This is a genomic window from Calothrix sp. 336/3, assembly GCF_000734895.2.
Taxonomy (GTDB): domain Bacteria; phylum Cyanobacteriota; class Cyanobacteriia; order Cyanobacteriales; family Nostocaceae; genus 336-3.
Genome location: NZ_CP011382.1, coordinates 1729793 through 1743558, shown reverse-complemented (window position 1 = coordinate 1743558; position 13766 = coordinate 1729793). Strand labels below are relative to the sequence as shown.

General features: G+C 38.5%; 9 protein-coding genes. 2 read left to right on the top strand and 7 right to left on the bottom strand.

Going from position 1 to position 13766, the window contains the following annotated elements; genetic code table 11:
* Window positions 1–6: 6 nt before the first annotated feature.
* The 3 genes from IJ00_RS06950 to IJ00_RS06940 form a co-directional block, all read right to left on the bottom strand.
* A complete protein-coding gene (locus IJ00_RS06950; protein ID WP_035151344.1) occupies window positions 7–498 on the bottom strand; it encodes a YajQ family cyclic di-GMP-binding protein in 492 nt (163 codons plus the stop codon).
* 92 nt (window positions 499–590) lie between these two features.
* Window positions 591–986 (bottom strand): MAPEG family protein, encoded by a 396-nt coding sequence (locus IJ00_RS06945; RefSeq protein WP_035151342.1) that lies wholly within the window; start codon window positions 984–986, stop codon window positions 591–593.
* 216 nt (window positions 987–1202) lie between these two features.
* The gene (locus IJ00_RS06940; protein WP_035151340.1) at window positions 1203–1706 is read right to left on the bottom strand and encodes a hypothetical protein; all 504 of its coding nucleotides are present in this window, start codon (window positions 1704–1706) and stop codon (window positions 1203–1205) included.
* Between the two features lie 144 nt (window positions 1707–1850).
* On the opposite strand from IJ00_RS06940, the gene IJ00_RS28820 reads away from it, so the two are divergent.
* Window positions 1851–2063 (top strand): hypothetical protein, encoded by a 213-nt coding sequence (locus tag IJ00_RS28820; RefSeq protein ID WP_168163436.1) that lies wholly within the window; start codon window positions 1851–1853, stop codon window positions 2061–2063.
* 63 nt (window positions 2064–2126) lie between these two features.
* Here IJ00_RS28820 and IJ00_RS29875 read toward each other — a convergent pair whose 3' ends face one another.
* On the bottom strand, window positions 2127–2252 hold the full coding sequence (locus IJ00_RS29875) for a hypothetical protein (RefSeq protein ID WP_256388847.1): 126 nt from the start codon (window positions 2250–2252) through the stop codon (window positions 2127–2129).
* 54 nt (window positions 2253–2306) lie between these two features.
* Between IJ00_RS29875 and IJ00_RS06935 the strand changes: the two genes are divergently transcribed.
* Entirely contained in the window at window positions 2307–5963 is a 3657-nt protein-coding gene (locus IJ00_RS06935; RefSeq protein ID WP_035151337.1) for a tetratricopeptide repeat protein, read from the top strand.
* Between the two features lie 345 nt (window positions 5964–6308).
* Here IJ00_RS06935 and IJ00_RS06930 read toward each other — a convergent pair whose 3' ends face one another.
* From IJ00_RS06930 to IJ00_RS06920, 3 genes are all read right to left on the bottom strand, one after another.
* A complete protein-coding gene (locus IJ00_RS06930; RefSeq protein ID WP_052754409.1) occupies window positions 6309–8450 on the bottom strand; it encodes a PAS domain-containing hybrid sensor histidine kinase/response regulator in 2142 nt (713 codons plus the stop codon).
* Between the two features lie 5 nt (window positions 8451–8455).
* Window positions 8456–8806 carry a PAS domain S-box protein gene (locus IJ00_RS06925; RefSeq protein ID WP_035158572.1) on the bottom strand — a complete coding sequence of 117 codons (351 nt, stop codon included), beginning with the start codon at window positions 8804–8806 and terminating at the stop codon, window positions 8456–8458.
* 79 nt (window positions 8807–8885) lie between these two features.
* Entirely contained in the window at window positions 8886–13601 is a 4716-nt protein-coding gene (locus IJ00_RS06920; protein WP_238178447.1) for a response regulator, read from the bottom strand.
* Window positions 13602–13766: the final 165 nt, after the last annotated feature.

Sequence of the window (13766 nt, the reverse complement as noted above, 5' to 3'; positions counted from 1 at the left end):
GAACTCCTAACGATAATTGGTAAATTGCAACGCGACGGGATAATCTTCCTGTTTTAAACGTTGAATTACTGTTTGCAGTTCATCTTTACTTTTCGCGCTGACTCGTACCGCATCACCTTGAATGGATGCTTGGATTTTCTTGAATTCGTCTCTGATTAACTTGCTAATTTGTTTGGCGATTTCTTGACTGATACCTTTTTGTAATTTAATTTCTTGACGTACGCGGTTGCCGCTAGCGGATTCAACTTTGCCAAACTCAAAGATTTTTTGGGAAAGGTTACGTTTTGCGGCTTTTTCTCGCAGAATATTATGTACAGATTCCAGGGTAAATTCGCTATCTGTACTGACGGTAATGCTTTGCTCGCCTAATTCTACTTCTGTTTTTGTATCTTTGAGGTCGTAGCGACTGTTTACGTCACGGTTGACTTGATCAATAGCATTTACCAATTCTTGTCTGTCAAAGTCACTGACAATATCAAAAGAAAAAGTAGAAGCCATAAGAGAATTTGAGAATGGGTAATGGGTAATGGTTAATGGGTTATGGGGAAGGGTGTTTTTGCTGATAATTGTATTTTGCTCCCTATCCCCTCCTAATTCATAACTTTCATGATGCTGGAAACGAAGAGGGTAGCACAACTGAAGGAGCCAATGCCAAACATCAGAGAGCGTAACAGGGGAATATCAGCAATGTAAAAAATGGAGTAGAAAAACCGTGCCACGGGGAAGGCGATCGCTACACTGGAAGCTAACTGAGAATTAACTCCTGTGACATATGCCATCATCGCTGCAACTGAGTACACCATAAAGGTTTCAAAGGAGTTTTGATGTGCCCAGGTTGCCCGTTGACCATAGGGTGGTAATTTATCAAACATGGCACGGGGTGCAGATAAATCATAACCAACACGGGCACGGGCATAGCCAACAGCCATATAGGGAAAATATATCAAGACGGCGGCGGCAGCAATTGAGTATAAAAAAATAGGCATTTACTTAGTTATCTGTTCTTTGTACCGCTACACGGAATGCAATAGTCACAAGTCAACATTCCCAACTCACGAAAAAACATAGCATCAGCGTTGATTTGATGTTATGTACCCATAGCACCTTCCCGTAGGGTATGGGTGGTGAATTTACGCTGTGCTTGTCATTTAGTCAAGAGTCATCAGTCCAATTACGATAAACAATGGACGAATGACTGATGACTAATCAAAGTAGAATAGGGTGACTACTTTTCTTTGTTCTTCAGCATCGCCACAGGTTTGTAGCAATGTGCGGCTGTCGTGAAAGGCAAAACAAATTAGCTGTTGGCAACGGGAAACAATTTCCTTGTTACACAGATAACTTGCTTCTGCTAATGACATATGGTCATTACTGGGATTTTCTACTAGATGCATAACTTGCTCTAGCTGCTGACGTGATTCGTGGGGCTGGCGTTCTAGGCTTTGGGGTAAAATCACCGTTAATAAGTTGGGATCTGCCCGCATTGCCCCTTTAATGGCTGCTGAATTTGTCCCCGTGGCACCGGATGTAATGATGCGGTTGCCCGATAGAACTAGGGCATAAGTCATCATTTCAATCAGGGTTTGGTGGGTGATGGGGACGTGACGCGAACCCAGCAAGGCGATTCGTTTAGAACCTGTTTGCTGAATCGTTGCCAGTTCTTGCGCTAAGGTATCGACGTTAATAAGGTCTATTGACTGACTCAAAGACGGACGGAATCAGATGAAACGACCAAGATATTTTAACAGAATGGGAGCGATCGCCAAGCTAATTCTTTTCAGGTTGTTATCTAATTTCTTTTTCTGGTTCTGCAAATTACCGGATAGCTGCTTCACACTTGGTTTGTCACTGTGTTTCCCCAGGCAGAATACTTTGCCAAGTTATGTATTGAGATGTTTTCTGTACTGACAGTGTTTGAGGATGGGCAAAATATGCTTTTTCTCTTTGTCTATCAGCAGATAGGGGCGAAAAATATATTAATTTCTGATGTGTTTCTTTGTGTAAAATGGTGGCGGGGGACACAGGATTACCTGCAAAAATTTTTACGAGTCAATTATTTTTAGCTGATGGTAGTTCCCAGGGTTCATCTGGAACTCTGTAAAGTTTTCTATCTGGTTTATTCCCCATTACTCACCACTCATTGCTGATTTTTCGGCTTGATTGAGTGATTTAGTGCGTATTTTCGGAATTTGCTGAGAATTCATCAGCTTTTTCTCTGTAAATATAGTGAGTTTTTCGAGAAATTGTGACATTTTTATGACAGCGATCGCTACAATCTATATGAACCACATCCAAGATACCGGGAGATGCTCAAGCGGCTATTTCAGTGGCTTAAACAGTTTTATCAATTCCTATTAGGCAGAAAGCAGACTCCTGTACTGCGTCTGACTACTGGAAATGCGGTACAGCCACCCGCACTCACAAATGCTGATTTAGAATTTCTGTTTACTGAGCTACTAGAGGGAGTTTATCAGGGACGGGGACAACAGTGGGCAGGTAAGTATCTGCAAAGGATGGAACATCGCATCTCTGTTGATCGTTGGATTGAGTGGCTGTTGGATTTTGGTGAGAGATTACTGACATCTCCTGTACCGAATCATCAACTAGCAGAAAGAATGATGCAGCTAGGACAAATGAATATCGGGACTGTGGGCGATCTCTCCTATGATATTGGTATTCGCCTATTGACGAGAAATCTCAGTGATTACTGGGATGATGGGCAACAAAATAATACTTCTATTTTTGCAGATGCTCCGGAAACAATTCCTAGGACAAATGTCACTACTAGAGAAAGAGATGTTGTCGAGAATACATTAGTTCCGGCATCCACAGAAGTTTCTCGGTGGGAATCCCCCTGGTTAACTAACTCACAAATCGCCGATTCTGGGAACTCTCCAACTGAGGAAGATGCTTGGGTAGCGCAGAGTCTACAGGCAGCTGTCGCCGACTGGGATTACTGGTCAAATTTGCCACCAGAAAGCAACACCGAGTTAGGTGATTTACTGGTGATGCTGGAAGAAACTGGGAATGCTGTACCTCAATTACCTGTTAATTGGACGGTTTCCACTTCCCAAACCGAGGAAAATCAGGCTCAAGAGTGGTTTTGTCAAGGTTTACAGTTGGCAAAAACTGGAGATTTACAAGGGGCGATCGCTGCCTATAATCAAGCTATTGCCTTGGATGGTCAAATCTACGAATATTGGTTTAATCGTGGATTGACTCTGTTTTATCTCAATAATTTTACTGAGGCGGTTAAATCCTATGACCAAACTTTACACCTGAAACCTGATTTTCATAAAGCTTGGTACAATCGGGGGGCTGCCCTGGGAGAGTTACAACGCTTTGAAGAGGCTATATCTTGTTTTGATCGAGCTTTGGAACTAAAACCCAATTACCTAGAAGCTATCTCTAGCCGGAGTTTGGCACTGTTGAAGTTAGGATATCCTGGGGAGGCGATCGCCAGCTACAACCAAGCTCTAGAACTAGAACCAGATGACCCCATTAGTTGGTACTATCGAGGAGTTGCTTTGGCAGAAACTGGACAAACTCGCCCCGCCTTGGCTGACTATAACGAGGCTTTAGCAATTTATCCCGAATTCCATTTGGCTTGGTATAGTAAGGGGTTAGCCTTGGTAGAATTATCAGCCTGGGAAGAAGCTCAAACTTGTTACGAGACAGCCATCAAAATTCAGCCCAACTTTCCTGAGGCTTGGTATGCTCTGGGTGGTGTTCAAGAAAAATTAGCCCAGAAAGAAGCAGCTATCCATGCTTATGCTCAAGCTACCCGTATCAAACCTGATTTTCACGATGCTTGGTTAGATCAAGGCGTAGTTTTAGGTAGTTTGGGACGTTGGCAAGAAGCAATTGTGACTTGGGAGCGGGCGATCGCCCTGAAACGTGATTTTTATCTGACTTGGTATAACAGAGGTATTGGTTTAGACAATATAGGAGAAAAAGAACAGGCGATCGTCTCCTATGAAAAGTGCTTAGAAATTAATCCAGATTTTTATTTTGCTTGGTATAACCGAGCTGTTTCCCTATTTGCTCTCGGTAGATATGAGGAGGCGATCGCTTCCTGTGATGGTGCATTACAAATTCAACCCGAATACTGGGAAGCTTGGATCGGACGTGGAAACGCAGTCGGTTATTCTGATAGACATAATCCCCAATTCAGCAACTTACATACCCTCACCAGAGAAAATCCTGAACTCAATCAACGGGGAGAAGTCGGAAAATTAGCCACCTATGGAACCGCATTACAATACATTCATCCCCAGTTTCATCCAGAAGGTTACAGTCGCTTACATTTGGCAATTGGCAATACCTACTATGATATGGGGATGAGAAATCTCGCGCCCCGTGAGTTTTGGTTACAAGCTCAACAATACTATAATCAAGCATTAGTAACTATCGATTTTGATATTCATCCCTATCTATATTTAGAAGTCTTACAAAGTCTCACAAAAGTATTGGTTAATCTGGGAGAAATCACGCAAGCACAAATTAATAATGAGCGTTCTCTGTCAAGCTTACAAAGCCTTTTGATGGATGAAAATCGGACGGAAGAGCAGAAAAAACAATTAGCCTTAAAATTCTCCACCATTGGACAACTATCAGTTGATATTGCTGTACAACTCGGTGAATTAGCTCAAGCATGGGAAATTGCAGAGTACTGGAAAAACGCTTGTTTTACTTGGCTCCTATTTGACTGGAATCAAGAAATTTCCTATCTCAACTATTCTCAAGTTCAGCAACTACTTAATCCCCAAACAGCAATTATTTACTGGCATATTAGCCCCTCTTCCCTACGAACATTTATCATTAAGTACAACTCTACAGAACCCATACCCATCTTCACCCCAGTTATCGATGGTAACTATTTCGCTGAACCCCCCATCCCTGAGGATACTCTCCGACTAATCGAATTTACAGACTGGCTGAAATCATGGCAGGAAGCATATCAAGAATACCAAAACATATCAGAGGATAAACAAAGCAAACATCAACATCATTGGCGTTTGCAGATGGAAAACTATCTCGCCAGATTGGGAGAAATTCTGAATATTTCGGCAATTATTCACGAGTTAGAAGATATCACCCACCTGATTATTATTCCCCACTGTAGCTTACATAAACTTCCTCTCCATGCTCTGTTCCATCTATCGCCTCAAACCACAAATTTTACAACTAGCTATTTACCAAGTGTCCAAATTGGTATTTATCTGAAATCTGCGGACTTGCTACAAAATCGTGAGAAAAAATTCCTGAGTATTGAACATCCAAACAATACAGATTATGCCAGCTTGAAATTTGCCAAGATTGAATCGGAAATCATCAGTCAAATGTTTAATAAACCCTTGCGTTTACAGGGTTTGCAAGCAACTAAAAAACAGGTGAGTCAAAACCTCGAACAAAACTATAATATCTTGCATTTCACAGGACAAACTACTGAAAATGCTAGTTCCCCTCTACTTTCTGGATTAATTTTAGCGGAGTCAGAAAATCTTAACCTGGGAGAAATATTTCAGCGATCGCTAACTGCTTACAATCTCGTCACCCTGTCTATCAGTGGATTGGAAACCCCAGAGAAACAAGTAATCACTGGTGAATATGCAAACTTAATTACTGGTTTCCTTTCCCAGGGAATCCCCTTTGTTGTCAGTAACCTGTGGAATGTGGAATCAGCTGCGAGTGCGGTGGTGATGATTGAATTTTATCGACGAGTTCATCAGGGTTATCCTCCAGAAGTTGCCATGGCTGAGACTGTGCAATGGTTACAAGAATTAACAGCAGAAGAACTCACAAAATGGTATGAAGATTTGCTGAAAAACCTTCCCCAAGAAGGATTAAGAATTCGTACACATTTAGCCACAGAACAATATAAAGTTAGCCAAATGCATCCCCAGGAAAGACTTTACCAACATCCCTACCATTGGGCAGGATTTACTGTATCCGGAAGATAGTTATTTATCTTGATACAAATAGGCAACAGGGTGATAGAAATATATAGAAATATAAAGATTTGTGAGTACCCCAATCGACACCATCAAAACAATGTTCCATACCCATGTTCTATCCCACAGGAACATAGGATAATATCGCACTTGTGAAAGTGTCACAAACTAAGGTTTCATCATCTACAAATAGGTCTATTCTATTGTTGTGTGTGAGGAGCAAGTTTTAAAATCAATAGCACTTGGAGTGGAAACATGGTAACACTTCAGGTGCTTTTGATTTTGTAATTATCCTGTGGAAATTGGGGGAAATCATTAACATCCTCTTACACTGTTCAAGTTAACTTACCTTCCCTAGCATTTACTCAGCGCAATTTGTAAGTTTTCCGCTCTAATTGGTTTGGCAAGGTAATCATCCATTCCAGCATTCAGACACATTTCCCTATCTCCTGGCATAGCGTTAGCAGTTAAGGCAATGATACGTGGACGTTCTGAATTAGACCATTTTTGACAAATCTTTTGTGTTGCTGTCAAGCCATCCATCTCTGGCATTTGCACATCCATTAACACAACATCATAGGTTTGTTTTTGTAAGGCTTCTAATACTTCTAAGCCGTTATTAGCCACATCTGCGCAATAACCAATCTTTTTCAGAACTAACAGCGCAACTTTTTGATTAACTAAGTTATCTTCTGCAAGGAGAATACGTAAGGATTGATGTTGAGTAACCATAGGTTTTGCAGGTGTTTTGATATTAGTGATTTGATTTTGTGTAATTTGTTTCTCTCGAAAAAGGTTTTGTAATAATTCATAGAGTTGTGATTCTTGTATAGGTTTTTTGATGATGAATATGGCATCATTATCTGAATTAGGGATGTCATATTCTGGCTGTAATGGAGAAGATAATATGATGATTGGGATTTTCCCCCATGAATATTGCTGACGCATCTCTTTAATTAGATACATCCCATCCATATCGAGGGATTCGGAATCTAGAATAATTAAATCAAATTTAATCCCCTTTGTAATGAATGTTAAAGCCTCTTCTCCTGTAGAAACTGCACAGTTTAACATTCCCCACCCCTGGGTTTGTTGAATTATACTTTTTTGATAGATACTATTATCGATAAAAAGTATTTGTTTTCCAATCAGATTTCTATCAGAATTATTATTTTCTTGATTGGAAGAATTTTCGACTGGCAATGGTACCGATTCAGAGACAATGACAGTAAAGAAAAATTTAGAGCCTATACCTTTGTGGCTTTCTGCCCAAATTTTTCCACCCATCATTTCTACCAATCTTTTGGTAATAGCTAATCCTAGTCCGGTACCTCCATATTTACGACTCATTGAAGCATCAAGTTGTTTAAAAGGTTGAAATAGTTGATTGACTTTTCCAGAAGGAATACCAATACCTGTATCTCTAACGCAAAATTCTAACTCATAGGTTGAGGGGGATGAAATCGATACAGTTTCCTGGGAATTATCTAATTTTCTAGATTTCAGCGAAAGATAAACTTCACCAGATTCGGTAAATTTTACTGCATTATTGAGAATATTTAATAAGATTTGACTTAGCCTGTTAGCATCACAAATAATCAAGTTAGGTGTCGGTGATGCAATCAGATAGTCTAATTTCAGCTTTTTGGCTATAGCTGGAAAATGAATAATATCAATACAACTATCAATAATAGACTTTAAATCACATACCTCTTGGGTTAATTTTAACTCCCCTGCTTCAATTTTAGAAAAATCGAGAATATCATTAATTAGGGTAAGTAACATCTCACCGCTACTTTGAATTGTGTTGACAAAATCTAGTTGTGTCGCATCTAATTCTGTATTCGAGAGTAATTCTGCTAAACCGATGACTGCATTCAGAGGCGTGCGAATTTCGTGACTCATCGTAGCTAAAAATTCGCTTTTGACTTGACTGGCATTCTCTGCTACTTTTCTCGCCTCTTCTAATTCCAGGTTATGTTCAAATAATTGTCGATTTAATAAAATTAATTCCTGGGTGCGCTCTTGTACTCTTTGCTCTAATTTGCGTTTTGCCTCCTGTAAAAATATTTCTGCGGCTTTGCGTTCCGTAATATCATGAATCACAATGACTGCGGAAGAAATATCACTATCTTCCTGGGAAGAACTTGGCATTTGTAGATATGACCAAGATATTTCTAAAACTAAGCGAGAGTCATCACCTCCAAATTCATATTGGTCTTTTCCTTTAGATTTTCCCTCTAGTGCTTGCATTACAGGGTGTAGTTTTTTCTCTACAGCTACCCCATTTTGAGATAAATGTAATAAATCAGTTAGTTGTTGACCTAAAATCAAAATATGTGTTTTTTTGACCAACTTATCAAAAGTACTATTACACCATTGAATTCTGCCTCGGTTATCTGTCCAGACGATTCCCTCATCGACAGTTCCTAAGGCAATTTCCATTTTTCCAAGGGTGCTACGTAGCTCATGAATTTGATGATTTAAGTCTGCCATAATTATTATTCAAGCGGACGGAGAGTAGCTGCAAATATCCATTTACCTTCGGATTTTTCAGCAATAATAAAATGTTCTGACTCAATTTCTCGATTATCCTTAGTTATCGCTTTCAGAATTAGAGGATGATTTAAAATCGTAGCATTGCCAGTGGCAGTAAAGCGGGAGAAACCGAGGTGATGTGCATCACGGAAAAATGGCGGCAAAATCACACTGAGCATCTGACCAACAATTTCGTCATGATTCCAACCAAAGACAGTTTCAAAATGATGATTAATATCAATAACGATTCCCTGATCATCGGCGATTACTACTGGGAAGTTACTCTGATTTTTCAGTTCATCAATAGTTTGCACTTGTTGCACCTTTATTTTAATTTTCTGGAAATAAATATAGTCAGAGAATTACTAATATCTTGAATTTAGTGGAATCTAGTTAGGATGTTTGACATTCTAATAATAATGCAGTTTCAACTTTTTGATACTCTTGTTGTAATTGGGCAAATATTTCTAATGCACCTGCGATCGCGCCATCACGACCTAAAGCTTCTAGCTGTTGACAAAGATGGGCAAATTGCATCGCACCTAAATAAGCACTTGCAGACTTGAGTCCGTGAGCTATTTTCTTCAATTCTCCTGGATTTTCTTGCTGAATTGCAGTGGCGATCGCACCAATACTTGCAGTAGCATCTTCCACAAAAGCATTCACAATTTCAGTTAAAAATGCTACATAATCTTCCCCCGCCATATCCTTTAATTCTTGTAAAACGCTTTCGTCAATCACTTCCATCACCCTAGCTGCTTCGGTTTCAATATTCTCAACTGGTTCTATCAATTCTTGCTGATAATTTAATGGTTCACATTTACTGAGTGCTTGTTGCAACTCTTCTACTCGGATAGGTTTGGTAATATAGTCATCCATTCCTGCTTTGATGCATATTTCCCTATCCCCCTGCATAGCGTTTGCAGTCATGGCAATAATGCGTGGACGTTGATTTTCAGGAAACTCTTGGCAAATCCTTTCTGTTGCAGTTAATCCATCCATTTCTGGCATATGCACATCCATCAAAATCAAATCGTAAGGTTGACGTTGCAAAGCTTGAAGAACTTCTAAACCATTTCCTGCCACATCTGCACGATATCCTATCCGCTCTAAGGTCAACAATGCAACTTTCTGATTGACTGTATTATCTTCTGCTAAAAGAATTCTTAAAGGTAAAGTTGGCGATCGCTGCTCTTGATAATTGTAGAAGGGAGAAGGAGATTGCTGAACTTTTATTAAGTTATTTCCGAGGATATGGTTGAGTGTGCGGTGAAGCTGCCTCTGCTGAATAGGTTTGTTAATAATCGCAGCAAATTCAACATCTTTGATTTGTGTGACGATTTCTTGGGCATTGATAGAAGTTAACATTACCAAAGGCATATTCTCGCAGTTATGCTTGTGACGGATTTTTTCTGCGAGGGTAATACCATTCATTTCTGGCATATGCATATCCAGAATTGCCAAATCAAAAGATACCCCTTTATCAAGCAATTCCAGTGCTGCTGTACCAGATTCTACGGCACAATTGAACATTCCCCATGACTGGGTTTGTAGGCTTAGTATCTGTCGATTAGTTGTATTATCATCAACTATTAAAACTCGTTTTCCGAGAAACTCATGAGCAGGATTTTCTTCTGGGGATGGTTGATTAGCTGTGGCGATCGCCGAAATAGTAAAGGAGAATGTTGAACCGACTCCGGCTTCACTTTCTACCCATATTTTACCTCCCATCAACTCACACAAACGCTTACAAATTGCTAAACCTAGTCCAGTACCTCCATACTGACGAGTAGTGGAAGCATCAACTTGGCTAAAGGATTGAAATAGACGATTCATCCTATCTGCGGGAATTCCAATACCTGTGTCTTTAACTGCAAATTCAATTTCGTAAAGATTGTCTCGACTGTTATTTATATGATCAAGAGGACGAGCATTCACAAAAACAACAACTTCTCCACTAGCCGTAAATTTAACTGCATTACTCAGTAAATTCACTAAAATTTGTCGTAAGCGGGTGACATCTCCCACAATTCTATTTGGAGTTTTTGGTTCAATTAAACATGCTAATTCCAATTTTTTTTCTAAAGCTCTAGGGGCTAAGAGATTTAGTGCTTCTTCAACGCAAGAACGTAATTCAAATGGATGTTCTTCTAAATCTAATTTGCCAGCTTCAATTTTAGAAAAGTCAAGAATATCATTAATCAGCGTTAGCAGAGCATCTCCACTACTGCGAATTGTTTCTACAAAATCTTGCTGTGAAGCAGTTAATTCTGTATTCAACAATAATCCTGTCATCCCAATTACTGCATTCATGGGAGTCCGAATTTCATGACTCATGGTTGCCAGAAATTCACTTTTGGAGCGGTTTGCGGCTTCTGCATCTTTTTTCGCTATATTTAACTCCTGGTTCTGTTGAGCTAATAATTCCCGTTGACTAGTTTCCCGTTCTAATAATTGTGCTTGAGCAAGGGCAATCCCAACCTGAGCGGCAACAGCTTCGAGTAATTCTATTTCATCTTTTTGCCATTGACGTTGATAATTACATTGATGTAATGCTAGTACACCATTTGTTTGCCCCTGATAGGAAGCACGAACAACCAGCATTGATTTAATATTTAATTCCACACATATATGTTCGGCTGAAATTAGTAATGGGTCAGTAAAAACATTATCAGAAACAACAGCATTATCTTGATTTAAAACTTGTCCTGCATGGGGATTACCAACTACGGGAATATCGCAATTGAGCATTGATTTTGTGCTTAATGTCGAATATTCTGATACACAAGGTAGGCTGGGATTAGGGTCTTCAATATAATAATGAATTACACAGCGATCAACTGCTAGAGATTGACCTAATTGATTAACTGTTGTCTGTAAAATATCTTGTGTATTTAAACTTTGGCGAATTTTTTGAGTAATTTTTTCGAGTAATATAGTTTTTTGTAACTGTTGCTGTAAGGCTATATGAAAATCCTGACGTTCAATTTCACTCCCTACCCATTGAGCCATCAATTTTAAAAGTTCTATCTGTAAGGATTTGAAAGATGAAGATTTAGCATTAGTACCATAAAAATTCAGAGTTCCATAAACTTTACCAGCAACAATCACTGTTGTTCCGAGGTAGTTTTCTACTTGTCTACGAATATGGCAAGGATGATGTTTCCATTTATTTTGACTAGCATTGACAATACTAATTGCCTTATTTGCATTTATTGTTTCATAACAGAATGTCTCGTTTAACTTAAAAATGTCACCTTGGCAAACAATCAGAGGACAGTTTTCTGATAAATAAACATTCATCACTTCAACATCATCCTCATCTATTTTATTGAGAGTACCAACCTCTAAATCAAATTGTTGGCAACCCATTTGCAACATCTGTTGGACTCTCGCAGAGAGACTGAGTTCAATATTTGCTGTGACTTCGTATAAATTTCTAATTGATGCCTCACTTTCCCGCAACTCTTCTTCTGCTAGTTTGCGTTCCGTGATATCTCTTTCTATGGCTACCCAATGGGTAAACCATCCTGTTTTGTCGGTGATTGGAACAATGTTTATTTCTACCCAATATTCTGTTCCATCTTTACGATAATTAATCATTTCGACATTGACTGACTGCCATGTTTCTAATGCATTTCTAATTTTTTTCAAGGCTAGGCGATCGCTATTTTTTCCTTGTAATATACGAGGTGTTTTCCCAATTACCTCTTGCAAGCTGTAGCCTGTCATATTGCAAAAAGCTTTGTTCACATAGATAATTTTCGGTCCATGGGGAATATCAATAGGTTCTGCCTCAGTAATGACAATTGCATCATTAGAGTTAACAACAACTGATTCTAATAAGCGCAGTCTTTCATCTGCCTGTTTGCGCTGAGTTAAATCGCGTAAATTAAAAATTATGCCTTCAACAACTGAGTCATCTAGCAAATTTTTAATAACTCCTTCCATAATTCGCCAAGAACCATCCTGATGGCGAAATTGTAATTCTATCGATGGTGAGACACCAGCAAAATCAATATTTTTTTTAATAAAATTAAATATTCTTTCTACTTCTTCTGAAGAAAGAAAATTAATAATATCTTGATTTAACACTTCTGCAATTTCATATCCCAACACACGTTGAAGTGAAGAGCTAGCATAACGAATCTGATATTCTCGATTCAGAATTAAAATAACATCGGAAGCTTGTTCAATTAGGGAACGAAAATATACTTCACTACGCTTAATTTCTTCTTGTGCTTGCTTCAATCCATATTCTCGATGTCGGACTTCTTGAGCCATATGTTGAAATGTTTTTGCCAATTGTCCAGTTTCATCATGACGTTGAGCAATTACAGTTAATGCCATAGCTTCGGCATTATTTTCTGAACCTAAGTTGATAATGTCTCCTGCTGTCAGCTTTTTCGTAATTTTAGTGATAGTTTTAATTGGCTTGACTACGGAGTTTTTCAGGAGAATATTAATCAGGAATAATAAAACAATAAAAAAACTGATAAAAATAGCCATTACTAATAATAAATTTTTATGTCCTTTAGCAAAAATATTCTTGGCTGGGACATAAATAGTTTGAGCCGCAACAATTTCATTTAAATTCCAATTAAACCCACCTTGGGAGCCAAAAGTGTTAATTAAACTTTTGGGTGCAACATCTGGATGACTGTGGCATTCCAAACAACTGGCTTTAGTAACTTTTAAAGGTCGAGCAATATAAAATAAATCTTCTCCAGACAAATTACGATAACCAGTCAGTTGTTTTAAGTTTGGTTGTTGGCGAAATTTTTCTACTAGTTCAGATTCAAACTTATCTGCTTTATCTTTAGGGTTGGTGGGATTTAATGTTGCTTCTTTATAGTAATAGTTTTTATAATCAGCATGATTACGAAAATTCTCAAATACTTTTTGTGCAGAATAAGCGGGAACAGTTTCCGAAATAAATTTCTCTTCCGTCTTCAGTCTATCTGATAGTAATGGTTGTATTTTTTCGCTCGTATAGTTTCTCACAGAATTCATATTTTGGATGAGCATTTCTGCTTTATCCATAATTTCACGTTCTGCTCTGTTTTGCATAGCTGCGGATAAAGTTAAACCGCTCACTATACAACCCATAATCAAAATTAGTAATAGTAGTATATTGAACTTAGCTGTTAATTTAAGTCTACTAATCATTTGAGTACGTGTTCTTACAATACACAAAGGCATAGTAACTTAAATATATGTTTCACGGTTGCGAAAAAATACTTAAATAAAATGAATATTTCGGATTTATTACTG